The sequence below is a fragment of the Micromonospora sp. NPDC048898 genome (assembly GCF_043198035.1).
In the GTDB taxonomy this organism is placed as follows: Bacteria; Actinomycetota; Actinomycetes; order Mycobacteriales; family Micromonosporaceae; genus Micromonospora.
Window position 1 is genome coordinate 109,285 of record NZ_JBICUF010000016.1, and the last position, 22,570, is coordinate 131,854.

Consider the following 22,570-nt stretch of genomic DNA (forward strand, 5'->3'; position numbering starts at 1 on the left):
GCCCCGCCGTACCCACCGGTACGGCGGGGCTTTCGCCGAACCACACCCGGCAAGCTCCGGCAACCGCGGCGGGGAGCCCCGGGATCGAGGACATTCACCGGAGTGCCGTGCTGCCCCGGTGTTCGGCGACCACGGCGGCGAACCTGTCGATCTGTTGTACCGCGGTCAGTGCGGTCTCGATGCCGGCCTGGATCCAGGCCGGTGTCACGGAGCAGTGCTCGCCGGCGAAGAACAGGCCGCCCTGCGCGCGGATGGCCTGAGCGGCGTCCTGCTCGAGCTCGGCGCCGGTGAGCCCCTGCCGGACTGCCGCGCACCCTCGGCTCCAGCGCCGTTCTCCCCAGGCGATGCTGACGACGTCCTGAATCATTCCCGCGGCCCGCAGCTCGGGGTGCATCGCCGTCAACTCGTCCACGACGATCCGGTGCCGCTCCTCGACAGAGAGCCGGCCGAGTTGGTCGGCATCCTCGGCGATGGTGTAGCTACCGAGAAGTGCCGCCCCACCGGCCGGATCGGTGATCGGAGCCGGGTAGTAGGTCTGCCGGATGCTGCCGCCCGATGCTGATCCGCCGCCGACGGTGCGGTGCCGGTTCCAGAAGGCCTCCGCGCAGAGCAGCCCCACCTTGGTGGCGGACCCGTAGTCCAGCCGTTTGATGGTCTCCACCTTGTCGGCATCGAATCCCCGCAGCGGGAGGTTCCGCAGAACGGAGAAGGGGAGGGTGCAGAGGACCGCGGGGTAGGTCACTGCCGTCCGCCCCCGCTCGGTGGCCAGCCCGACCGTCACGCCCTCCGGGCGTACGTCGATGGCGGTCACCTCATGACGCAGGTGTATCCGGCCCGGCAGTCGTCTCGCCAGACCGTTGGGTAGCTGATCCATGCCGTGGGGAAGGCACACCATCCCGGTGCTGAACCTGCGCAGAATGTCATCGAGGAAGCCCTTCAGGGCACCGCTGCAGGCAGCGCGAAGCTCCGGGTGCCGGCGGAACGCCGCACTGAGATCGGCGCGTCCGTCGCGAAGGAACGGTGTCACGTCCAGGCCGCCCACCACGTCGAGCAGACCCGCCAGATCGGCGCGCATGATGTCGCGCTGTTCGCGTGGCGCCAGCGCCCGGACCATGGCGTGCATCCAGCCCACGAAGAGCAGTGCGTCGGGCCGGTGGGCCACTCCCGGGCAGGATCGTGCCGTCTCGTGGACGAGGGCGTCCGCGGCATCGCGTGCCCGCACGAACCGCGTGCCGATACGCAGCAGATTGTCGGGATCGGTGAGAACGTTCGTGAACGGACGCAGCTGGTCGCCCAGGCCCAACTCGTCGATGTAGCGCAGAGTCAGCTCGTGGTCGCCGGGGATCCGCATCGCGCCCAGCTCGACCACCGGTCCGGCGTCGCCGCCGAACCGGTGGGTGAATATCCGGCCACCCACCCGCGAGTCGGCCTCCAGCACTACGACGCGGTGCCCGCGGCGGACGAGTTCGTACGCCGCGACCAGCCCGGCCACACCGGCGCCGAGCACGGCGATCGTGGCATCTGTGACGTCGCCTCGGCCCGGTCCTGCGGTGAACCTCTCCATGCGCTTGAACCCCGATCGCACGTCGGTGATGAGGAAGGGTGAATCTGCGGCGCGGGCCGACGGCAGCACCATCGCCCCCTCGGCGATCGGCCGGACCCCGCTCGTTCCTGTGACTCGATCTGACAACCGATCGCCGGTGGGGAACGGCCGCGTGCGCAAATCACCCGTATGGCCGCGGCTAACTCATCCGACACGCAATGCCCCGGCCTCCCCCTATACCGGAAGTGGTCATTCTAACGTGGTCACGCGGGAATCGGTGGACCCATCATCGTCAATTCTCGAAGTGCGTAGATGGTGGACTCGGGCGGGCTCTGCGAGTCCGGTCAATGTCGGCCGACGACTACCGCCATATCCGCGTTTCGCGGCGGAGACGAATAGAGGGACGCTCGCCGCCGACAGACGCATCTCCTTGCGCCGCAACCTCACCGCCCAACCGCAGCCGAGGCCGCCGGGTGGAGCCCTGGGAGTCGTTGCGGCACCTCGCCGCGACGAGGCAAATACCTCGGAGGGCTTCTTCCAATTATGGATAGCACGGGCTAGTTGGATGGTCAGCGCGTCGGCTACGACCTCAGCCACCGGCGGCTTCGTCAACTCCCCGACAGATGACACCGGACGGATGGGCCGGGATGGGAGATTGGGGGCCGGCGAGCAGTCCGGAGGGGAAACGGTTGCGCCCTCGACACCGCGCGGTCGTCATTGTGCTGGTGATACCGCTGATCACCGCGGTTGTCGGTGTGCTCGTCAACGTCGCGACGGCCGGCGTCGAAGTGGAGAGCGCATTCGGCCGCATCGCGATCTGGATGGCGCTGCTCCTTGTCAGCATCGTGGGTGGCGCGATTGCTTGGCGGCTCGGGCGCCCGGTGGAGAAGGACCCGCTGGGTCGGGCCGTCACGTCGCTTCGGCGGGATCTGCAGCGGCGGTGGATGACCGATCCGGTGTGGCGGAGCGTACGCGAGGGCGACCGGTTACCCGTCCGCTGGGACGCCGTCCCCACCGCGCTCTTCCCGGCCAACAATCGGGCCTGGCAGGAGCGCAAGCGCCTTGGGGACGGCGCCCGCCTCGCCGCGTTGGTGACCGCCACCGGCGCACCGTCGCGACTGGTTGTCCTCGGCGAAGCGGGCAGCGGCAAGACCGAGCTGCTCGTCGGCGCCTTCCAGTCGCTCCTGGACAGGTCCGGCGACGACCGGCGGGTCCCGGTCTTCGTCCCGATGACCGCGTGGCGATCGGCGGACGACCCGCGGCGCTGGCTCGTGGACTGGCTGACCACCAACCACGGCTTCCTCAGGCAACCCGTTTCCGCCGACGACGGACGGACGCTTGCGCACGCGCTCGCGGAGGACAACCGGCTGATCTTCATCCTGGACGGGTTCGACGAGATCGCGCCGGAGCACCGGGCCGACGTGTTGCGCAGCCTCAACACCCTCCCCTCGGCCTGGCCAGTCCTGTTGAGCAGCCGGACCTCGGAATACCAGGCGCTGCGCAACGTCGGCAGAGTGCTCACCGACGCTCGTGGCATCGTGATCAAACCTCAACGGCGAGAGCAGGTGATGCGCTACCTGAAGAACCGCAGCGAGTCGCCCGAGCGGTGGGCCGAAGTGGAGAATCGCATTCCACGGGCCCCCGTCCTGACGAAGGCGTTCGAGACGCCGCTGATGGTCACGCTCGCCGACGCCATCTACAACGCCGAGCCGAGCCGCAAGGACGGCAGCAACGTCCCCGAGCCGAGCGACCTTCTCGCCTACCGGGACGGCGCCGCGCTGGCGCACCACCTCCTCGGTGACGTCGTGACGGCACGGTATCCGACGGATCGCTCCGGCAGGTGGCCCCGGGTCGGGCAGGCCCGCCGGTGGCTTGGATACCTGGCCGCCGCGACCGACTCGGACGACATCCGCTGGTGGGACCTGCCGGTGCCAGCCGCAGCGACCCAGGGCGTGTGGGTCCGCAACGTGGCAACGGCATTCGTCGTCGTCGCCTGGACGGCCCTGTCCGCCGGCCTCCTCAACGAATGGATCTTCACCGAGCCATACACCGGCGTTACTAACGCGCTGCGGATCTCCGCGGCGGCACTGCTCGTGTACCTCGTCTTCCTCTACCTGACCGGCGCCTACAGCGACGCGGTCCTGGCGTCCGTCGGCGCCTACATCGCCGGCTGCCTGAGTGGCACGTACGACCTGGCCGTCGTCATCGGGCTCGTCGTCGGCTTCTCGTGGCGCTTCTCCTGGCATGGCGAGCTCCCGCGGATGCGTCGCGGCAGACTACGAGACGCGGTGCTCGTCGGAGCGGCGGCCGCGGTCGCCGCCGCGGCGATCCGGGGCGCCGGCGAGCTGTTGCCGTTGACACCCTCACTGACCACGGGCTTCGCCAGCGGCTCGGTCGACGGCTTCACCAGCCGCTGGGACGAGGAGGTCAACGGTTTCCTGGCGACCGGCCTGGTCGTGACACTGACCGCCTGGGCCGGCCTGGTCGTCGACCGTGGGCGGACCGCCCTTCAGGTACGGGGTTGGCTCGCTCGTCCGTTGGTGCACGGGTTGGCGGTCGGTGTCGTGGTCACCGCGGTCAACTCCTGGGCGGACCGCTTCGGCAAGGTGGAGCATGCCTGGCTGATCGCCCCCGCCGACGGCTTCGCCGCCGGGCTCGCCGTGTGGTGGGTGTCGCACTGGATCCACCTGTGGTCCGAGCCCACCAGGCCCCGCCGGCTGCCCCGGCCGCCGCTGGCCGGCGTGGTAGTCGGAGTGGTCGCCTGCATCCTCCACACCGTCGGCTACTCCACCCGCACCGACATCCACTCCGGCTGGTCCCGCGCCCTGTCCGAAGCGATCTGCAGCGCCGCGCTCGTCTGGCTCGCTCTCGACCTGGCCGGGAGGAGGACGCCCGCCCGCGACATCGGCGGGACTCCCCCGCCGCCACGGCACCTCCTGCGGCTCACTCCCGCCGTCGCGATCGCACTCCTTGCCGGTGCGCTCGACGCGGTCTCCGCGGGCGTCGCGCGGGGCGTCGCGACCGCGGTCGGCATCGGGCTGGTGCTGGTCTTCCTGACCGCACGGCGGGCACAGCGCCACGTCGAGACCAGCGCCGCAGGCGCGTCCCCGGTCGAGGTGGGCATCTTCGCGCTGTCGCTCGTCGGGCTCCTCGCGGGGTTCGCGTACGGCCTGCTGGTCGGCGTCGTCGCCGCACTTGGCTGCCGGGTGGCGCGGGACATCGCCCGTCGCCGGCAGCCCTCCGGCGCCTCGCCCCGGCCGTCGTTGCGGGGCGCGGGAGCCGGCATCCTGCTCGGCAGCGTGCCGCTCATGGGCGCCGCCTACAACGGCACCGCGCCGGTGTGGCTGCTGGCCATCGGTGTCACCAGCGGTGTGGCCGGTGCCTTCGCCTTCGGCGTCGACGCGCGCGACCCGGAGCGGACGGCACCCGTGTCCCCGCTGGGCTCGTACCGGCAGGACCGGGCCGCGTCGCTGTTCCTCACTGCGGTGGTGGCGCTGGTCATCGGCCTGGCCGTGATGGCGCGCGCCATGTCGGTCGCCGGCTCCCTCCCCGTCGCGTTCCTCGCCGGGCTGGGCACGATCCTCACGTACGGAGTGTCCGCCGGACTGGTCATCGCCGAGACGTCGACGCGCTTCCCGACCTTCCTCGTGGCCCGCACCCGGTTGGCCTACCACGGGCTCCTGCCGTGGCGGTCCATGACGTTCCTCGACGACGCGCACCGCGCGAAGCAGATGCTGCGCAGCTCGGGCGCCGCCTACCAGTTCCGCCACCGGGAGCTGAAGGAGCGGCTGGTCGAGGATTCCCCCGGATGAGCAGCCGCTGCGTCAGCATCCTCCCAACCACCGTCCTCTACAACACGGCTACCGGTGTGGGCGAGGGGCACCGGTGGGGCAGCAGCCAGATCGCCTGCTGAGACATCGAGTCAACCCGCGCGGGGGCGGGTGCGTGTGACTCAGGGGGCGCGGACGAGGTCGGCGAGGAGTGCCTGAACCCGGGTGCGGATCTCGTCACGGATCGGACGGACGGCCTCGACACCCTGGCCGGCGGGGTCGTCGAGCTTCCAGTCTTCGTAGCGTTTCCCGGGGAAGACGGGGCAGGCGTCGCCGCAGCCCATGGTCACGATGACGTCGGAGGACTCCGCTGTCGCGTACTCCAGAAGTTTGGGGGTCTGGTCGGTGATGTCGATGCCGACTTCCCGCATGGCCTGCACGGCGGCGGGGTTGACGGTGTCGGCGGGGGCGGAGCCGGCGGAGCGAACCTCGACGGCGTCGCCGGCGAGGTGTCGCAGCCAGCCGGCGGCCATCTGGGACCGGCCGGCATTGTGGACGCAGACGAACAGAACGCTGGGCTTGTCACTCACGGCGGGTGCCTTCCGGGTTACGCGGTTGCGGAGTTCGTGGGGGTGAAGAAGCGGCGGCGTGCCCACAGGGAGACGTAGACGAGCCCGACGAGGACGGGCACCTCGATCAGGGGGCCGACGACTCCGGCGAGGGCTTGGCCGGAGGTGACGCCGAAGGTGCCGATCGCGACGGCGATGGCGAGTTCGAAGTTGTTGCCGGCGGCGGTGAACGCGAGGGTGGTGGTGCGTTCGTAGCCGAGGCCGATGGCCCGGCCGAGGGTGTAGGAGCCGGCCCACACGAGCGCGAAGTACACCAGCAGGGGCAGGGCGATGCGGACGACGTCCAGCGGTTGGCTGGTGATGGCGTCGCCTTGCAGGGCGAAGAGGATCACGATGGTGAACAGCAGTCCGTAGAGGGCGGCCGGGCCGATGCGGGGCAGGAAGCGGGCCTCGTACCAGGTACGGCCCTTGGCACGCTCGCCGAGACGGCGGGTGAGGTACCCGGCGAGCAGTGGGATGCCGAGGAAGATGAGCACGTTGCGGGCGATGTCCCACGCGGAGACGTTCAACTCGGCGCCGGACAGCCCCAGCCACTGGGGGAGCACGGACAGGTAGAACCAGCCGAGCACGCCGAAGGCGACGACCTGGAAGACGGAGTTGAGCGCGACCAGGACGGCGGCGGCCTCCCGGTCACCGCAGGCGAGGTCGTTCCAGATGATGACCATGGCGATGCAGCGGGCCAGGCCGACGATGATCAGGCCGGTGCGGTACGCGGGTTGGTCGGCCAGGAAGAGCCAGGCCAGGGCGAACATCACGGCGGGGCCGACGAGCCAGTTGAGGACCAACGAGGAGATCAGCAGCCGGCGGTCGCCGGTGACGGTGTCGAGCCGGTCGTAGCGGACCTTCGCCAGCACCGGGTACATCATGATCAGCAGGCCGACGGCGATGGGCAGGGAGATCCCGCCGATCTGCACCGCGTCCAGAGCGCTGTTCAGCCCGGGGATCAGCCGACCGAGGAGCAGTCCGGCGACCATCGCCAGGCCGATCCACACCGGCAGGAACTGGTCGAGTCGGGACAGGCGGCCGACGACGGCGCTCTCGCCGGGGTGGGTGTCAGGGGTGGTGCGGGTGCTCACGGGCACTCCCGTCGGTCTCGGTCGCTGGTGGTGTGGGTCGGGTCTGTCATGCCTGGTGGGCGACGTGGAGGTCGTCGAGAAGACGCCGGACGCGGGGCAGGTAGTGGGGAATGCTGCCGGCGGTGGCGAACTGGTCGTAGCTGGTGTGCAAGAACCGCTCGATGGTTTCGGTGCCGTAGACGCCGGTGAACTCCTCGGCGAGGCGGGTGGCGGCGGTGCGCAGGGCGAGCTGTTGGTCGATGGACATCTGCGGGTGGGCGTGGGTGTCAGTCATGGGGTCCTCACGAGCTCACGGCGGGAGTGATGACGGGGGCGACCCGGTCGACGCGGGCGGCGAGGTCGGCGAACGCCGTCTCGAACGCGTCGTCGGTGTCCAGGCGCACGGGGTCGGGCACCGACCAGTGCAGGCGGGGCCGCGCTGGGGCGGTGAGTTCCTCGTGGGCGTTGTCGCAGACCGCGATGACCAGGTCGTCGTCGCGCACGATGTCCGCGACACGGTTCGTGTTGCTCGGGTCGAGGTCCAGACCGTGCCGGTGGGCCACGGCGACGGCACGGGGGTGGACCCGCTCGGCGGGCTGTGTCCCCGCGGACGCGGCCGGGGTGTGGGTGCGCTCGGACCAGAGAGCGGCGGCCAGTTGCGAGCGGGCGGAGTTGCGGGTGCACACGAACACCACCCGTCCCACGCCGGTCAGGGGCGCGGGGTGCAGTGCGGTGAGGGCTTCGGGGCGCAGCCGCAGGTAGGTGCGGCGCCGGTCGCCCTCGGAGCGCCCGCGGGCGATGAGGCCTGCGTCGGTGAGGACTTTGACGTGGTGGGCGACGAGGTTCGTCGGTAGCTGCAGGTCGTGGGCGATTTCGCCGGGCGAGGCGTCGCCGAGGGTGAGCGCGTCCACGATCGCCAGGCGCGCCGGGTCGCCGAGCGCGGCGTGGATCCGGGCGCGCCCCTGCAACGAAGCAAGCTCAGTAGTCATTGACTCAATAATTACTGAGCTATCGTGCAAGTGTCAACCGGCGGCCGGGTGGCCAGGGGGTCGCCGCGACGCCACCCACGTCGCCACCGCGTTGGCCGGGCGCCTACCCGGCCCAGGTCGACGGCCAGGCCTCAGACCACGGCGGTCGGTTCGACGCTGAGCAGCCCGGCGAGCTGGCGCAGGATGGCCGGCCGGGCCCGGTAGTACACCCAGGTGCCACGGCGTTCGGCGTCGACGAGGCCGGCCTCGCGCAGCGTCCTGAGGTGGTGCGAGATCGTCGGCCCGGTCAGGTCGAACGCCGGGGTCAGGTCGCAGACGCACGCCTCCCCGCCCTCCGCGGAAGCGATCATCGACATCAGCTGCAGCCGCACCGGGTCGCCGAGCGCCTTGAACGCCGGCGCGAGCACCGCGGCGGTCTGCGCCGGCACCCGGCTCTGCGCCAGCGGCGGGCAGCACGGCGTGTCGGCGGTGAGGTCGATGACGGGAAGCAACCCGGGCTGCTTTGACATGCCTCTAGGTTGACAGGTATCTAAGCAGCGTGCAACTCTCTGATTCGACGAACGTCAAGACAGACGTCGTGGGAAGGGGTCGTCATGTTCGGCACGGCACGGCGTTCAGCCCAGGCCCAGGCGGGAGCGCGGTTCTGTGACTCCTGCGCCCAGGTGTCCACCACGGCTCAGCGGGCGCAGCGGCACTACGACCAGGTCCGTGACATCGCCTACGCCCTGATCGGCGTCCGGTAACCCCCTGATCGAAAGGTTGTGTGATGAGCGAGAACACCCAGACCAGCCCCCCGACGGCGGGCGGGTTCGCCGGTGATCCGGGCGCCGCCCTGGCCGTGACCGGCTCCGGCTCCTGCTGTGGCAGCCCCGCGCAGGCTGTCGGCTCGATCCTCCCGCCCGCCGGGCAGTCGCCGACGGCAGGACCGTGCTGCGGCAGCCAGCAGGACGCCGAAGCGGCCGGCTCCTGCTGCGGCACCGAGGCGAAGGCCGAAGCCGTCACGACGGGTCAGGGGTGCTGCGGATGACCGCCCCGTCGGAATCGGCCGCCCACCTGGACGCGCTACTTCCCCTGGTGTCGGCCGAGCGGATGGCCGCCACGGTCACTGCACTCGCCTCGGCTGAATTCACTGGCCGGCGGGTCGGCACGGCCGGCGGTGCCGTCGCCCGCGCCTGGCTCGTCGCGCACCTCGCCGACCTCGGCGCGGCGGTCGACACCGACGACTTCCCGGTCCGCGCCGTGCCCGAGCTGTACCAGGCGCCGACCGTCGTCTGGGGCGAGAGTGCGACCTCGACTCGGCTGACCTTCGGCCGCGAGGTCGCGGTCCACTGCGCCTCAGCCGACACCTCTGAGGTCAGGCACGGCCCGTTGGGTGTGGCCGGCAGCGGCGACCCGACCGGCCGGTGGCTGGTGGTGCCCACGGGTATGAACCTCTCCGACGCCGCCCGCGCCGCCTCGGGCGCCGCGGGTCTGCTGGTGAGCCGGGCTGTCGACGCCGACGGCTGGCAGTACACGGTCCTCGCCGGCCCGGACCCGGGACCGCTGCCCAGCCTGACCCTCGACGCCGGCACGCACCGCGCCGCCCTGGCCGCCGCCACCGGTGCGGGCTGGTGGAGCGCGAACACCCCGCTGCGCCGCCGCGACGTGAGCGGCGCCAACATCCACGCGAGGTTCCCGACAGCTGAGCCGGGTGGGATCGAGGTGTTGCTGACCGCCCACTACGACGGCGTCGGCGACCATCCCGGCCTGCGTCAACCCGGCGCGTCGGACAACGCCAGCGGCGTCGCCGTGGTCCTGGAAGCCGCCCGAATCCTGACCGCCGCCCGTCCTGCGGGGGTCGGGCTGGCGGTCGCGCTGCTCGACGCCGAGGAGGTCGGCGCGCTGGGCTCGGCCCACCACAGCCAGCAGCTGCACGCCGGCGACGCCCGGCCGCTGGTCATCAACGTCGACGGCGCCGGGCTGCTCGACCAGGCCGCCGCGGTCGAGGCAGGCGGGCCGGCCCACGCGCTGCTCGCACTGCTCGACCAGGCCGGGCGGCACACCGGCCTTCCGCTCGCCGCCGGGCCGGTCGCCTCCGACAACCGCCGCTACGCCGCCGCCGGGCTCGCGGCGGTGGGCATCGGCGCCGGCATGGCCGGCTACCACAGCCCCGCCGACACCCCGGACCGCGTCGACCCGCACACCCTGAAGGCGATCGCCCGCCTCGTTGTCGCCACCGTCCGCCTGGCCGCTTCCGCCCCCGCCACAGATTCATCGTCGACCTGACCAACCCCCGACGCCGACGCACGGCCGCCGCCCTACCTGTTTGATTCGACAACTCTCCAGACAGAGGAGACACCTGATGAACGCCCTGGATGACCTGCCCGTCGTGGTGATCGGCGCCGGCCCGGTCGGCCTGGCCGCCGCCGCGCACCTACACGAGCGCGACCTACCGTTCCTCGTCCTGGAAGCCGGCGACACCCCCGCCGCCGCCGTGCGGCAGTGGGGACACGTCCGGGTCTTCTCCCCCTGGCGCTACAACATCGACCCCGCCGCCCGCCGCCTGCTCGACGACGCCGGGTGGGTCGCCCCCGACCTGGAGGGCCTGCCCACCGGCGCCGAGTTGGCCGACGACTACCTCCAGCCCCTGGCGCAGCTGCCGCAGCTCAAGCCGCACCTGCGCCACGGCGCCCGCGTCGAGGCGATCAGCCGCCTCGGCCTGGACCGGCTGCGCACCGCCGACCGCGACAGCACGCCGTTCCTCGTACGCCTCGCCGACGGCGAGGAGATCCACGCCCGCGCTGTCATCGACGCCTCCGGCACCTGGGGCACCCCGAACGTCCTCGGCTCCTCCGGGCTGCCCGCCCGAGGCGAGGCCGATGTCGCGGCACACCTCGACCACGCGCTGCCCGACGTCCTCGGCGCCGACCGGGACCGCTTCGCCGGCCGGCACACCCTCGTCGTCGGCGCCGGCCACTCCGCCGCCAACACCCTGCTCTCCCTCGCCGAACTGGCCGAATCCACCCCGGGCACCACCGTGACCTGGGCGATCCGTACCGCCTCGCCGGCGCGCACCTACGGCGGTGGCGACGCCGACGCGCTGCCCGCCCGCGGCGCGCTCGGCTCCCGGCTACGCGCGCACGTCGACGCCGGCCGGATCCGCCTGCTCACCGGCTTCGCCGTGCACGCCCTCACCCCCACCAACGGCCGGGTCAGCGTGGTCGTGCGCCACGCCGACGGCGGCGAAGAGCAGACCACAGTGGACCGCATCGTCGCGGCCACCGGCTTCCGCCCCGACCACTCGATCGCCGCCGAGCTGCGCCTCGACCTTGACCCGGTCATGGGTGCCACCCGTGCCCTGGCCCCGCTGATCGACCCGAACGAGCACTCCTGCGGCACCGTGCCCCCACACGGTGTCACCGAGCTCACCCATCCCGAGGCGGGTTACTACGCCGTCGGCATGAAGTCCTACGGGCGGGCGCCGACCTTCCTGATGGCCACCGGCTACGAGCAGGTCCGCTCCGTCGTCGCCGCCCTGGCCGGCGACTGGAGCGCCGCCCGTGACGTCCAACTCGACCTACCCGAGACCGGCGTGTGCAACAGCAACCCGGACGAGTCGACGACCGGCGACAGCTGCTGCGGGCCGGCACCGGCCGCCCAGAGCTCCGGACGGGGCCTGGCCACCGGCATCTCCGGCGGCCTACTCGCCGCACCCTTGAGCCTGCTCACCCTCGACGCCGCACCCGCCGACGCGCAGACCGGCGGCTGCTGCGCCAGCTGATGCCCACCACCATCACGGTGCCCGCCGACCCTGTTGTTGGCGGGCACCACGGGTGGCGCATCGTCGCCGCCCTCGCCGTCACCTCCACCATCGGCTACGGCACCCTCTACTACGCCTATGCCGTTCTGCTCACCCCAATGGCCGCCACCCTCGACACCTCCACCACCGCCGTCACCGGCGCGCTCACCGCCTCGGTCCTGGCCGGCGCACTCGCGGCGATCCCCGTCGGCCGGTGGTTGGACCACCACGGTGGACGGGCGCTGATGACGGCCGGCTCGATCACCGCCACGGGCCTGCTGGTGGCCTGGTCCCAGGTCCACACCATCGAACAGCTCTACGCCGTCATGATCGGCGTCGGGATCACCGGCGCGATGGTCCTCTACGAACCCGCGTTCGCCGTCATCGTCGCCTGGTTCACCCCTGACCGGCGCGCCACCGCCCTGCTGGTCGTCACGATCGTGGCCGGGTTCGCCAGCACCATCTTCATGCCCCTCACCGGGCTCCTGGCCGACAGCCTCGGCTGGCGCGGCGCGCTGCTCGTCCTCGCCGCCATCCACGGCGCGGTCACCGTGCCCCTGCACGCCCTCACCATCCGCCGGCCCCGGCTGGCAACGACCACGGCACCCGCCGGCACCGAGCGGTCCGGGCACGCCCAACGGCGCGCCGTCGCCCAGACCGCGATGCGCGATGCCCGCTTCTGGATCCTCGCCGCCACCCTGATCGCCCACGGCGCGGCAACCAGCACCATGACCGTGCACCTCATCGGCTACCTCACCGGCCGCGGCCACCCCGTCACCGTCGCCGCCACCATGGCCGGACTGCTCGGCGTCCTCTCGGTCACCGGACGACTCGTCCTCACCGCCGTCCGCCGACACCTGCGCGTCACCACCATCGTCGCCGCGGTCTTCGCCACCCAGGCCGCCGCCGTGCTCGCCATGCCCCTGCTCGCCGGCACCCGCACCGGCGCGATCATCACCGTCATCGGCTTCGGACTCGGCTTCGGCATCACCAGCCTCGCCACCCCCGCCCTGCTCACCGCCCGGTACGGCACCACCGCCTACGCCACCATCGCCGGCCGACTCGCCGCCCCCGTCACCATCGCCAAAGCCGCCGCGCCCCTCGCCGCCGCCACCCTCCTGCACACCACCGCCGGATACACACCACTACTCGCCGCCGTCGCCGCATGCTGCGCCCTCGCCGCCACCGGCATGCTCACCCACGCCACCACCACGGCACCAAACCCCAGCGCCTGAGCTGGCCCGCGGAGGCGAGGTACTACCGCCGGTCGGGCGGATCGGTGGACGTCGCGGGCGTGGCGGGCGGCGGCGTCCGCGGGCGGCTGCGGGCCGCCGGTGCGGGCCGCCTCATCCCCGGGGTACGCCTCGCCGCCGCCCTCCCGTTCATCACCATGACGCGGCCCGAGGGTCGTAGAGCGTTACGACCTCGGTATGGATCGGAAACAGTGCCCGGCAAGCATCGGACGGGTGAGCGCATCGTCCATGATCGATACGCACTGTCCCTACTGCGCCATGCAGTGCGGGATATCCCTGACGACCGGCGACGGGCCGCCTCGGCTGGCGCCCACCGAATTCCCGGTCAACAGGGGCGGTCTGTGCGCCAAGGGTTGGACGGCTGCCGACCTTCTCGACCACGGTGACCGGCTGCTGAGCCCGCTCGTCCGTAAGGATCCCGCCGACCGCACCAGCCCGTTGCGACCGGCAGGCTGGGACGAGGCACTGGACCGCATCGTCGACGCCATCCGTGCCAGCCAACACCGGTACGGCCCCGACAGCGTCGGGGCCTTCGGCGGCGGCGGGCTGACCAACGAGAAGGCGTACGCGCTGGGCAAGTTCGTCCGGGTGGCGCTGCGGTCGGCGTCGATCGACTACAACGGCCGGTTCTGCATGTCGTCCGCGGCGACCGCCTCGAACCGTTCCCTCGGGATCGACCGTGGCCTGCCGTTCCCCCTGGCCGACATCGCCCAGGCGCAGGCCGTGCTGCTGGTCGGCGCGAATCCGGCTGACGCGCTGCCGCCGTCCATGCAGTACTTCGACGCCGGACGGGCCGCCGGCGCGCGGCACGTCGTCGTCGACCCCCGCCGTACGACCACCGCGGGGGGCGCTCACCTCCACCTGCAGCCCCTGCCGGGCACGGACCTCGCGCTGGCCAACGGGCTGCTGCACATCGCGATCCGCGAGGGCCTGGTCGACGAGACGTACGTGCGCGACCGTACGAGCGGTTTCGACGCGGTCCGGGCCACCGTGGCGGCGTACTGGCCGGACCGGGTGGAGCGGATGACCGGCGTACCGGAACGGGACCTGCGGGAGACGGTACGGCTGCTGGCTACCGCGACGTCGGCGATGGTGCTCACCGCTCGCGGCGCCGAGCAGCACAGCAACGGCACGGACACGGCGCAGGCGTACCTCAATCTGGCCCTCGCCCTGGGCCTGCCCGGACGGCCCTTCTCCGGCTACGGCACGATCACCGGGCAGGGCAACGGGCAGGGTGGCCGCGAGCATGGGCAGAAGGCCGATCAGCTGCCCGGCTACCGGCGACTGGACGACCCCGCGGCGCGCGCACACGTCGCCGCCGTCTGGGGCATCGACCCGGACGAGTTGCCCCGGCCGGGCCGGTCGGCCTGGGAGATGCTCGACCGGCTCGGGACCGACGACGGAGTACGCGTGCTGCTCGTGCTCGCCAGCAACATCGCCGTGTCGGCCCCGCACGCCAACCGGGTGATGGACCGGCTGCGGGCGCTGGACCTGCTGGTCGTCTCCGACATCTTCCTCTCCGAGACCGCAGCCGTGGCCGACGTGGTGCTGCCCACGGCCCAGTGGGCGGAGGAGGAGGGCACGATGACGAATCTGGAGGGGCGCGTCATCCGCCGTAAGCGGGCCCTGTCGCCGCCGCCGCAGGTCCGCACCGACCTGCGGATGCTCGCCGATCTCGCCGGCCGGCTCGGACGCGGCCGCTACTTCGACGACGATCCGCGCCGCGTCTTCGACGAGTTGCGCCGGGCCAGCGCCGGTGGGACAGCCGACTACGCCGGAATCACGTACGAGCGCATCGAGGCGGAGCAGGGGGTCTTCTGGCCGTGCCCGAGCGAGGACCATCCCGGTACGCCACGGCTGTTCATCGACCGGTTCCCGACCGCCGACGGGCGGGCGAGGTTCTTCCGGGTGGAGCACCGCGATCCGGCGGAAATGCCCGACGCCGACTATCCGTACGTGCTGACCACCGGGCGCAACATGCAGCAGTACCAGAGCGGCAACCAGACCCGCCGGGTCGGCGCCCTGACCATGGCGCTGCCGGACGCCCGGGCGGAGCTGCACCCGGACCTCGCCCGCCGGCACGGCATCGCCGACAACGACGTGGTGGAACTGCGCAGCCGACGCGGACGGGCGCTCTTTCGGGCGCGCCTCACCAGCGGCATCCGCCGGGACACCATCTTCGCACCGTTCCACTGGAGTGGCAGCTCCGCCGTGAACGCGCTTACCGACCCGGCGCTGGACCGCCACTCGCGGATGCCGGCCTTCAAGGCCTGCGCGGTCTCGATCGCGCGCGCGGGCGGCCCGGACGACACCGACCTGTTGACCAACCCACCGCCCAATCCAGCATCTCTTTGAGCAAGGGAGCGTCGCTGTGCACACCACCCCCCGTTTCTTGCAAGGCGTCTACAGCTTCGAGGGCAAGGGCCTCGACCGGCCCGGCCTCGTCGACGGCTCGCTCAGCTACGTGGTGCCGGGCGGCGTCGTTGCCCAGCCGGTCTACTTCCGGGGCGGCAATGCCAGTGATGAGTTGATCTGTGTCCTGCTCGTGCGTGATGGCCAGCCGATGCGATACTTCCCGATCGGCGCCAAGTCCGACGTCCACGTGCCGCTGCGGGTGGTCGAGGACCTCGACTCCGGCACCGGTCTCGAGGTGCACGTGGCGGCGCCCGCCGGGGTGTCCGGCACCGTGATCGTCGACCTGGGGTTGGTCGAGGTCTGATGGACGCCGTCGACAAGCGCCGGCGCCTCGTCGTGGTGGGCAACGGGATGGCCGGCGCCCGCACCGTCGAGGAGATCCTCGAACGCGGCGGGGGCGACCAGTTCGCCATCACGATGTTCGGCGAGGAGCCGTACGGCAACTACAACCGCATCCTGCTCTCCAACGTGCTCTCCGGGGTCGACGACGAGTCGGGGATCTTCCTCAACGACCTGTCGTGGTATGCGGAGAACGGCATCACCCTGCACACCGGCACCCGGGTCACCCGCATCGACCGCTTCGCGCGACGGATCTACGCCGACGACGGCACCGAGACGCCGTACGACAAGCTGATCATCGCCACCGGCAGCCGGGCGTTCGTCCCGCCGATTCCCGGCCTCCACCGCCCTGGGCGCGGCTACCACCAGGGGGTGTTCGCGTTCCGCACCATCGACGACACCCGCAACATGATCCGGTACGCCCGCGAGCACGAGCGCGCGGTGGTGATCGGCGGCGGCCTGCTCGGTCTGGAGGCCGCCCGCGGCCTGCAGAATCACCTCGCCCACGTGACCCTGGTGCACGCCGCCGGCCATCTGATGAACGCTCAACTGGACGCTCAGGCGGGCGCGATCCTGCGGCGCAGCATCGAGCGACTCGGCATCGAGGTCGTCCTCGGCGCGCACACCACCGAGGTGCTCGGCAAGCATGCCGTGACGGGGGTCAAGCTCAAGGACGGTCGGACCGTGGCCTGCGACGTCGTCGTGGTGGCCGCCGGCATCCGGGCGAACGCCGAGATGGCCGCGACCAGCGGGCTGCCGGTGGAGCGGGGCATCGTCGTCGACGACCAGATGCGCGTGCAGGACGAGGACGACATCTACTCGGTCGGCGAGTGCGCCCAGCACCGCGGCGAGACGTACGGCCTGGTGGCTCCGCTGTGGGAGCAGGCGCGGGTGCTCGCCGACCACATCACCGGGACGAACCCGAACGCGGCGTACCACGGCTCTCGGCTGGCCACGAAGCTCAAGGTGGCGGGCGTGGACGTCGCCTCGATGGGCCTGAAGGAGGCGGAACGCGACGACGACGAGACTGTCGTCTTCGCCGAGCCGCGCAAGGGCGTCTACAAGAGCATCGTCATCCGCGACGACCGGCTCGTCGGCGCGACTCTCCTGGGCGACGTGCGGAAGGTCGCGTTCCTCATGCAGGCCTTCGACCGTGGGCTCGCCCTGCCGAAGGAGCGGGTCGAGATGTTGTTCGACCTCGGCGCGCCGTCCGCCGACGTGAGTGCCGCGGAGCTTGGCGACGACGTGCAGGTGTGCAACTGCAACGGCGTCACCAAGCGGGCGCTCGTCGGCACCGTGCAGGGCGGCGTGAAGACGCTCAGCGGTGTCATGGACGCCACCCGTGCCGGCAAGGGCTGCGGGTCGTGCAAGGGCTTGGTCGCCCAGATCGTCGAATGGGCCGCTGACGGCAAGGTCGAGGACGACCCGGCCGCGAGTTGGTACGTCCCCGGTGTGCCGATGCCCAAGGCGGAGCTGATGGCGGTGATCCGCGAACACGGCCTGAAATCCGTCTCCGCGGTGTTCGCCACCCTCGTTCCCGGCGGCGAGGAGGACGCGAAGAGCAAGATGGGCCTGGCCTCGCTGCTGCGGATGATGTGGGGCGACGAGTACGTCGACGAACGCGACGCCCGCTTCATCAACGACCGGGTGCACGCCAACATCCAGCGCGACGGCACCTTCTCGGTCGTCCCACAGATCAAGGGCGGCGTGACCACACCGGCGCAGCTCAAGCGGATCGCCGAGGTGGCCGAGAAGTACTCCGTACCACTGGTGAAGATCACCGGCGGCCAGCGCATCGATCTGCTCGGCATTCGCAAGGAAGACCTGCCGAGGGTGTGGGCGGACCTCGACATGCCGTCCGGGTACGCGTACGGCAAGAGCTTCCGGACGGTGAAGACCTGCGTCGGCTCCGACTTCTGCCGCTTCGGCGTCGGCGACTCCACTGCTCTCGGCATCGCGATCGAGGACCGGTTCAAGGCCATCGAGGGCCCCGGCAAGATGAAGCTCGCCGTCACCGGCTGTCCCCGTAACTGCGCCGAGGCGTACGTGAAGGATCTTGGCGTGGTGGCCATCGAGGGCGGCAAGTGGGAGATCTACGTCGGCGGGGCCGCCGGCGCCCACGTACGCAAGGGGGACCTCCTGGCCGTCGTCGACTCGCCCGACGAGGTCATCACGTTGACCGGCCGGTTCCTGCAGTACTACCGGGAGAGCGCGAACTGGTTGGAACGCACGTACGCGTGGGTGCCCCGGCTCGGCATCGACCACATCCGGGCGGTGGTCGTCGACGACAGCGACGGCATCGCGGCGCGGCTCGACGCGGCCATGGCTGCCTCCGTGGCCGCGTACCGGGACCCGTGGCTGGAACGGCGCGACCCGGTCACCCCGGGGCAGTTCCGCACCTCCCTGCCGTTGACGGTCCTGCCGCAGGTGCCGGTCCGCGAAGCCGTACCGGTCTCGGTCCCGGGGCCGGTGGTGCCGTCGATCGGCTCCGCCGTGCCGGGCGGCTCGGCCGGCAACGGGCACGGCGGTAACGGCCACGAGGGGCGCGGTGGGAGCGGCCACGAGGGGCGCGGCGACGACGGGAACGGTGCCGGTCCGGCGTTCGCGAGGCGGGCGTGATGGCCAGGCTCGTCGCCGTGGAACACCGGCTCGGGCCGGTCGACGAGATCCCCCTCGGGGAGGGGCGTGCCTACGCCGTGGGTGACGACATGATCGCCATCTTCCGGCTGCGTGACGGCAGCCTGCGCGCGGTGTCGGCGGTCTGCCCGCACGCCGGCGGCCCGCTCGCGGACGGCCTGGCGGATATGAAGGTCGTCGTCTGCCCCCTGCACCAGAACACCTTCGAGTTGGCGACCGGCCGTTCGACCACCGGACAGCCCCCACTCACCGTGTATCCGGTCCGTGCCGACGCCGACGGAAGCCTGGTGGTGGGTCTGCCGCCGGACTGAGGAGCGAACCAGTCAAGTGTCGAGCGGACGACCGAGGACTCACCTGGGAGGAACCATGACCACGGCCGTGCCCGACAGCATCGAGCAGGACCGGCGCAGCCGGACCCTTCGCGGACACTGGATCGACGACTGGCGGCCCGAGGACCCCATCTTCTGGGAACAGCGGGGATCCCGCATTGCCCGACGCAACCTGATCTTCTCCATCTTCTCCGAACACATCGGCTTCTCCATCTGGACGATGTGGTCGGTGCTGGTGCTGTTCCTCGGGCCGCAGTACGGCATCGACCCGGCCGGGAAATTCCTGCTCACCGCCGTTCCCGCACTCGTCGGGTCGGTGCTGCGGATCCCGTACACCCTTGCCGTGGCCCGGTTCGGCGGCCGCAACTGGACGATCATCAGCGCGTCGCTGCTGCTGATCCCGAGCCTGTTCGGTGCCTTCCTGATCCGGCCCGGCGTCTCGTACTCGACGCTGCTGCTCATCGCCGCGCTGGCCGGCGTCGGCGGCGGGAACTTCGCCTCCTCGATGGCGAACATCAACGCGTTCTACCCCGATCGGCTCAAGGGCTGGGCGCTGGGCATCAACGCCGGAGGCGGCAACCTCGGCGTCGCCGCGGTCCAGCTCGTCGGCCTGTTCGTGCTGGCAGTCCTGGGGGCGGGCAGTCCCGGCATCGTCGCCGGCATCTACCTGCCGGCGATCGTGCTGGCCGCACTCGGCTCCGCGATGTTCATGGACAACCTCAGCCAGGCCCGCAACGAGAAGCGGGCCATGCGGGACGTCACCCGCGAACCGCACACCTGGATCATGTCGCTGCTCTACATCGGCACGTTCGGGTCGTTCATCGGCTTCGGGTTCGCCTTCGGCCAGGTGCTTCAGGTGCAGTTCGCCGACACCTTCAACACTCCGGTGAAGGCCGCGTACCTGACGTTCCTCGGACCGCTGCTCGGCTCGCTCATCCGTCCCGTGGGCGGTGTCCTGGCCGACCGGCTCGGCGGGGCCCGGGTCACCTTCGTGAACTTCGTGGCGATGGCGGCCGGCGCGTCGATCGTCCTGCTCGCCTCCCAGCAACGTTCGCTGCCGCTGTACCTGGTCGGCTTCATCGCGCTGTTCGTGTTCAGCGGCATCGGCAACGGCTCGACGTACAAGATGATCCCGGCGATCTTCCGGGCCAGGTGCGGTGTGCGGTCGACCGCCGGCGGCGCGGACGACCCGCACGACCGGGCGGCGGAGCACGAGGCCCGGCGCCTCTCGGGCGCGCTCATCGGCGTCGCCGGTGCCATCGGCGCGTTCGGCGGAGTCCTCGTCAACCTTGCCTTCCGGCAGTCGTTCCTGGCCTACCAGACCGCGGACGCGGCCTACATCGCCTTCATCGCCTTCTACGCGATCTGCTTCGCCATCACCTGGTTCGTGTACCTGCGCCCGTCGCCCGGGAGACTTGAGGGCGTCTGAGGCCCGGGTGTCCAGCCCAGGGCCCGACGGGCTCTCGGGAGAACGCGGCTGGCGCATTTCCGGTATCCACCGACCCGATCGGACGAGGAGGCCCGGCCGACGCGTCAGCCGAGACCGGAACCAGTTCGCCACTTTGCAGCTCGTTCAAGCGCCTTTCGAGCGCGGTATGGCAGCATCGGGTTCGTCCGTGCCCGGACCACCGGCGCGTCGGCATAAAGGATTGCCGTGTCACGAGACAGCCGAGGAGTGATGGGAATGGCGCTCGACGAGAGCGAAATCGACGGTCTGCGTCACCAGCTGCGCGAGCTGAGCGATCGGTCCGAGATCACCGACCTGATCACCCGCCTGGGTGTGTGGCTGGACGGGCACTGCTTGGAGGATCCTGGTGAACTGTTCGCCGCAAATGTGATGGCGGAAACCCCAGGCGGCCGGCAGGAGGGCTTCGACGTCGTCGTCGACGGCGCCCGGCGTGCGCACGCCGACTATGCACGGCTGCAGCACTTCGTCTCGAACGTGCTGGTGGACCTTGACGGCGACCAGGCCAGTGCGCAGGCGCATCTGGTGGCCGTCTTCATCTCCGAAGGAGAGCAGGCCGACACCCGGGTGCTGGTCGGCCACTACCGCCTCGGGACCCTACGCACCCCGGTCGGCTGGCGGATCTCTCGCCTCGCCATCCTGCCGTCGTGGAGCTCGCCGGTGAGCGAGGCTGCCTTGATCCCCTCGCCCGGCGCGTAGCCGGTGTCTGTCGAACGCTAGGCCCGCCGAAGGCGGTCACTGTTCGGGGTGGCCGGCTACAGGGCCGGTGTCGAAGTCCTCGGTCGAGCCGAGGCGGAGTCCGGGCGGCGGTCCGGCCAGGCGGATATTCGTTCGGATACCGGTGTGGTATCCGGGCGAACATCCAACGCGGCCGGTCGTCGTCCGGGCCCGCCGCAGGCCGGCCAGGGGCTTTGACACAGGCCCTCGCGCTCGGCAGCCCTCGTCAGAACAGCTGGTCGTGATCCACCCGGCGGTACTTGGTGAGCAGCTCGTCGTCGGCGCCGCGCACCAGGATGTCATTGACCACGCAGCTGGGCGCGATCGTCGGCGTGCCGTTCGGCCGGGTGGTGACCACCAGCGCATAGCAGGTCGAGCGGATCGACCCGTCGGCCTGCGGCTCCACGTCGATCATGTTGAACCAGTGCCTGCGCTGCACCGGGTCGTTCTCGAACTTCTTGTGGAAATCGAACAGGTCGGCGACGATTCCGGCGCGGGTCCGCGCCGGCTCCCGGCCGGGAGTGTGCCCGAACTCCGCGTCTTCGGTAAATGTCTCCGCGTACGCCTCCAGCTTGCGGTCGTCGAGTTGGCGCATCTGGCGGGCGTAGAACTGCTGCACCTCCACGTAGAGGTCGGTGAATGTGCGAGTTGGCGCCATGCGGTCCTCCGGTGCGATCGGCTCAGGAACTGCGTCCGCCCCACCGTGCGGCATCCGGCTCGAAGGTCGCTCGAACGAGGTCCGGCGCTCGGTCCAAGACAACCTCGATCGCCGTTCGAGCCGCACGGCCGACCCTGGGCGACGTCCGACACGTCAGCACGAATGGGGAGACCATGACGGAGAACCGGCGGGTGGCCATCGTCTCGGGAGCCACCAGCGGGATGGGCCTGGAGATCGCACGCTCGCTCGCCGAGAAGGGCAATCAGGTCTATCTCTGCTCGCGACGCGACGCGGCGGTCGCCGCCACGGTCAAGGAGTTGCAGGACCAGGGGTACGACGTGGACGGACGCAGTTGCGACGTGCGCTCCGCCGAGGACGTGGACCGGTTCGTCCGCGCGGCGGTCGACCGGTACGGGCCGGTCGACATTCTGGTCAACAACGCTGGCCGTCCCGGCGGCGGAGCAACCGCGGAGATCGACGACGAGCTTTGGCTGGACGTCATCAACACCAACCTCAACAGCGTCTTCCTGATGACCAAGCGGGTGCTCGTCGCGGGCGGCATGCTCGACAAGGGGTGGGGCCGGATCGTCAACATCGCGTCCACCGGCGGCAAGCAGGGCGTGGTGCATGCCGCGCCGTACTCGGCGTCCAAACACGGCGTGGTCGGTTTCAGCAAGGCGCTCGGCCTGGAGTTGGCCAAGACGGGGATCACCGTCAACGCCGTCTGCCCGGGCTTCGTGGAAACACCGATGGCCGAGCGCGTTCGGGAGCACTACGCCGCGATCTGGGGCGTGGACGAGGCCGAGACGCACGCACGCATCACCGCCCGGGTGCCGATCGGTCGCTACGTCGAGGTCCAGGAGGTAGCCGCGATGGTCAACTACTTGATCAGCGATGGGGCGGGGGCGGTCACCGCGCAGGCTCTCAACGTCTGCGGCGGGCTCGGCAACTACTAGGGCCGGTGTCAAAGCCCCTGGCTGGCCTGCGGCGGGT

20 protein-coding genes are annotated in these 22,570 nt (G+C 71.0%); 13 read left to right on the plus strand and 7 right to left on the minus strand.

Features of this window, described 5'->3' with window-relative positions; translation table 11 throughout:
• Positions 1 to 94: 94 nt before the first annotated feature.
• Positions 95 to 1,564, minus strand: a complete 1,470-nt coding sequence (locus tag ACGFIQ_RS30105) for a flavin monoamine oxidase family protein (protein ID WP_393248872.1) — start codon at positions 1,562 to 1,564, stop codon at positions 95 to 97.
• A 698-nt stretch (positions 1,565 to 2,262) separates the two neighbouring features.
• Here ACGFIQ_RS30105 and ACGFIQ_RS30110 point away from each other — a divergent pair.
• Positions 2,263 to 5,355, plus strand: coding sequence for an NACHT domain-containing protein (locus ACGFIQ_RS30110; protein WP_393248873.1), 3,093 nt, complete (start codon positions 2,263 to 2,265; stop codon positions 5,353 to 5,355).
• A 140-nt stretch (positions 5,356 to 5,495) separates the two neighbouring features.
• Here ACGFIQ_RS30110 and ACGFIQ_RS30115 read toward each other — a convergent pair whose 3' ends face one another.
• The 5 genes from ACGFIQ_RS30115 to ACGFIQ_RS30135 all read right to left on the minus strand — a co-directional run bounded on the left by ACGFIQ_RS30115 (position 5,496) and on the right by ACGFIQ_RS30135 (position 8,495).
• Complete coding sequence (locus tag ACGFIQ_RS30115) at positions 5,496 to 5,903, minus strand: arsenate reductase ArsC (protein WP_393248874.1); 408 nt, start codon at positions 5,901 to 5,903, stop codon at positions 5,496 to 5,498.
• 17 nt (positions 5,904 to 5,920) lie between these two features.
• On the minus strand, positions 5,921 to 7,018 hold the full coding sequence (gene arsB, locus ACGFIQ_RS30120) for an ACR3 family arsenite efflux transporter (RefSeq protein WP_393248875.1): 1,098 nt from the start codon (positions 7,016 to 7,018) through the stop codon (positions 5,921 to 5,923).
• Between the two features lie 46 nt (positions 7,019 to 7,064).
• Positions 7,065 to 7,292, minus strand: a complete 228-nt coding sequence (locus ACGFIQ_RS30125; RefSeq protein ID WP_393248876.1) for a three-helix bundle dimerization domain-containing protein — start codon at positions 7,290 to 7,292, stop codon at positions 7,065 to 7,067.
• A 7-nt stretch (positions 7,293 to 7,299) separates the two neighbouring features.
• Positions 7,300 to 7,986 carry a helix-turn-helix domain-containing protein gene (locus ACGFIQ_RS30130; RefSeq protein WP_393248877.1) on the minus strand — a complete coding sequence of 229 codons (687 nt, stop codon included), beginning with the start codon at positions 7,984 to 7,986 and terminating at the stop codon, positions 7,300 to 7,302.
• Positions 7,987 to 8,117: 131 nt separating this feature from the next.
• The gene (locus tag ACGFIQ_RS30135) at positions 8,118 to 8,495 is read right to left on the minus strand and encodes an ArsR/SmtB family transcription factor (RefSeq protein WP_393248878.1); all 378 of its coding nucleotides are present in this window, start codon (positions 8,493 to 8,495) and stop codon (positions 8,118 to 8,120) included.
• 84 nt (positions 8,496 to 8,579) lie between these two features.
• On the opposite strand from ACGFIQ_RS30135, the gene ACGFIQ_RS30140 reads away from it, so the two are divergent.
• The 11 genes from ACGFIQ_RS30140 (at position 8,580) to ACGFIQ_RS30190 (ending at position 20,901) form a co-directional block, all read left to right on the plus strand.
• Positions 8,580 to 8,729: a hypothetical protein gene (locus ACGFIQ_RS30140; RefSeq protein ID WP_393248879.1), complete on the plus strand. Its 150-nt coding sequence runs from the start codon at positions 8,580 to 8,582 to the stop codon at positions 8,727 to 8,729.
• A gap of 23 nt (positions 8,730 to 8,752) precedes the next feature.
• Positions 8,753 to 9,013 (plus strand): hypothetical protein, encoded by a 261-nt coding sequence (locus tag ACGFIQ_RS30145; RefSeq protein ID WP_393248880.1) that lies wholly within the window; start codon positions 8,753 to 8,755, stop codon positions 9,011 to 9,013.
• Entirely contained in the window at positions 9,010 to 10,251 is a 1,242-nt protein-coding gene (locus ACGFIQ_RS30150; RefSeq protein WP_393248881.1) for a M28 family metallopeptidase, read from the plus strand. The genes ACGFIQ_RS30145 and ACGFIQ_RS30150 overlap by 4 nt, the downstream gene beginning before the upstream one ends.
• Before the next feature lie 76 nt (positions 10,252 to 10,327).
• The gene (locus tag ACGFIQ_RS30155) at positions 10,328 to 11,746 is read left to right on the plus strand and encodes an NAD(P)-binding domain-containing protein (protein ID WP_393248882.1); all 1,419 of its coding nucleotides are present in this window, start codon (positions 10,328 to 10,330) and stop codon (positions 11,744 to 11,746) included.
• On the plus strand, positions 11,746 to 12,999 hold the full coding sequence (locus ACGFIQ_RS30160) for an MFS transporter (RefSeq protein WP_393248883.1): 1,254 nt from the start codon (positions 11,746 to 11,748) through the stop codon (positions 12,997 to 12,999). Before ACGFIQ_RS30155 ends, ACGFIQ_RS30160 begins: the two co-directional genes overlap by 1 nt.
• Positions 13,000 to 13,245: 246 nt before the next feature.
• Positions 13,246 to 15,372: a molybdopterin oxidoreductase family protein gene (locus tag ACGFIQ_RS30165; RefSeq protein WP_393248905.1), complete on the plus strand. Its 2,127-nt coding sequence runs from the start codon at positions 13,246 to 13,248 to the stop codon at positions 15,370 to 15,372.
• Between the two features lie 16 nt (positions 15,373 to 15,388).
• The gene (locus ACGFIQ_RS30170; RefSeq protein WP_393248884.1) at positions 15,389 to 15,736 is read left to right on the plus strand and encodes a molybdopterin oxidoreductase; all 348 of its coding nucleotides are present in this window, start codon (positions 15,389 to 15,391) and stop codon (positions 15,734 to 15,736) included.
• Positions 15,736 to 18,390 (plus strand): nitrite reductase large subunit NirB, encoded by a 2,655-nt coding sequence (gene nirB / locus ACGFIQ_RS30175; protein ID WP_393248885.1) that lies wholly within the window; start codon positions 15,736 to 15,738, stop codon positions 18,388 to 18,390. The genes ACGFIQ_RS30170 and nirB overlap by 1 nt, the downstream gene beginning before the upstream one ends.
• Entirely contained in the window at positions 18,390 to 18,719 is a 330-nt protein-coding gene (locus ACGFIQ_RS30180; RefSeq protein ID WP_393248886.1) for a Rieske (2Fe-2S) protein, read from the plus strand. The genes nirB and ACGFIQ_RS30180 overlap by 1 nt, the downstream gene beginning before the upstream one ends.
• A gap of 55 nt (positions 18,720 to 18,774) precedes the next feature.
• Positions 18,775 to 20,166: a nitrate/nitrite transporter gene (locus ACGFIQ_RS30185; RefSeq protein ID WP_393248887.1), complete on the plus strand. Its 1,392-nt coding sequence runs from the start codon at positions 18,775 to 18,777 to the stop codon at positions 20,164 to 20,166.
• 255 nt (positions 20,167 to 20,421) lie between these two features.
• Positions 20,422 to 20,901 (plus strand): nuclear transport factor 2 family protein, encoded by a 480-nt coding sequence (locus ACGFIQ_RS30190; protein ID WP_393248888.1) that lies wholly within the window; start codon positions 20,422 to 20,424, stop codon positions 20,899 to 20,901.
• 244 nt (positions 20,902 to 21,145) lie between these two features.
• Here the strand turns inward: ACGFIQ_RS30190 and ACGFIQ_RS30195 are convergent, their stop codons facing one another.
• On the minus strand, positions 21,146 to 21,577 hold the full coding sequence (locus ACGFIQ_RS30195; RefSeq protein WP_393248889.1) for a nuclear transport factor 2 family protein: 432 nt from the start codon (positions 21,575 to 21,577) through the stop codon (positions 21,146 to 21,148).
• Positions 21,578 to 21,750: 173 nt separating this feature from the next.
• Between ACGFIQ_RS30195 and ACGFIQ_RS30200 the strand changes: the two genes are divergently transcribed.
• On the plus strand, positions 21,751 to 22,533 hold the full coding sequence (locus ACGFIQ_RS30200) for an SDR family NAD(P)-dependent oxidoreductase (protein WP_393248890.1): 783 nt from the start codon (positions 21,751 to 21,753) through the stop codon (positions 22,531 to 22,533).
• Positions 22,534 to 22,570: the final 37 nt, after the last annotated feature.

Coding starts and splice junctions, on each gene's coding strand:
- ACGFIQ_RS30105 (WP_393248872.1), bottom strand. CDS start 1,564: ATGGAGAGGTTCACCGCAGGACCGGGCCGAGGCGACGTCACAGATGCC.
- ACGFIQ_RS30125 (WP_393248876.1), bottom strand. CDS start 7,292: ATGACTGACACCCACGCCCACCCGCAGATGTCCATCGACCAACAGCTC.
- ACGFIQ_RS30130 (WP_393248877.1), bottom strand. CDS start 7,986: ATGACTACTGAGCTTGCTTCGTTGCAGGGGCGCGCCCGGATCCACGCC.
- ACGFIQ_RS30135 (WP_393248878.1), bottom strand. CDS start 8,495: ATGTCAAAGCAGCCCGGGTTGCTTCCCGTCATCGACCTCACCGCCGAC.
- ACGFIQ_RS30140 (WP_393248879.1), top strand. CDS start 8,580: ATGTTCGGCACGGCACGGCGTTCAGCCCAGGCCCAGGCGGGAGCGCGG.
- ACGFIQ_RS30145 (WP_393248880.1), top strand. CDS start 8,753: ATGAGCGAGAACACCCAGACCAGCCCCCCGACGGCGGGCGGGTTCGCC.
- ACGFIQ_RS30150 (WP_393248881.1), top strand. CDS start 9,010: ATGACCGCCCCGTCGGAATCGGCCGCCCACCTGGACGCGCTACTTCCC.
- ACGFIQ_RS30155 (WP_393248882.1), top strand. CDS start 10,328: ATGAACGCCCTGGATGACCTGCCCGTCGTGGTGATCGGCGCCGGCCCG.
- ACGFIQ_RS30160 (WP_393248883.1), top strand. CDS start 11,746: ATGCCCACCACCATCACGGTGCCCGCCGACCCTGTTGTTGGCGGGCAC.
- ACGFIQ_RS30165 (WP_393248905.1), top strand. CDS start 13,246: ATGATCGATACGCACTGTCCCTACTGCGCCATGCAGTGCGGGATATCC.
- nirB (WP_393248885.1), top strand. CDS start 15,736: ATGGACGCCGTCGACAAGCGCCGGCGCCTCGTCGTGGTGGGCAACGGG.
- ACGFIQ_RS30180 (WP_393248886.1), top strand. CDS start 18,390: ATGGCCAGGCTCGTCGCCGTGGAACACCGGCTCGGGCCGGTCGACGAG.
- ACGFIQ_RS30185 (WP_393248887.1), top strand. CDS start 18,775: ATGACCACGGCCGTGCCCGACAGCATCGAGCAGGACCGGCGCAGCCGG.
- ACGFIQ_RS30190 (WP_393248888.1), top strand. CDS start 20,422: ATGGCGCTCGACGAGAGCGAAATCGACGGTCTGCGTCACCAGCTGCGC.
- ACGFIQ_RS30195 (WP_393248889.1), bottom strand. CDS start 21,577: ATGGCGCCAACTCGCACATTCACCGACCTCTACGTGGAGGTGCAGCAG.
- ACGFIQ_RS30200 (WP_393248890.1), top strand. CDS start 21,751: ATGACGGAGAACCGGCGGGTGGCCATCGTCTCGGGAGCCACCAGCGGG.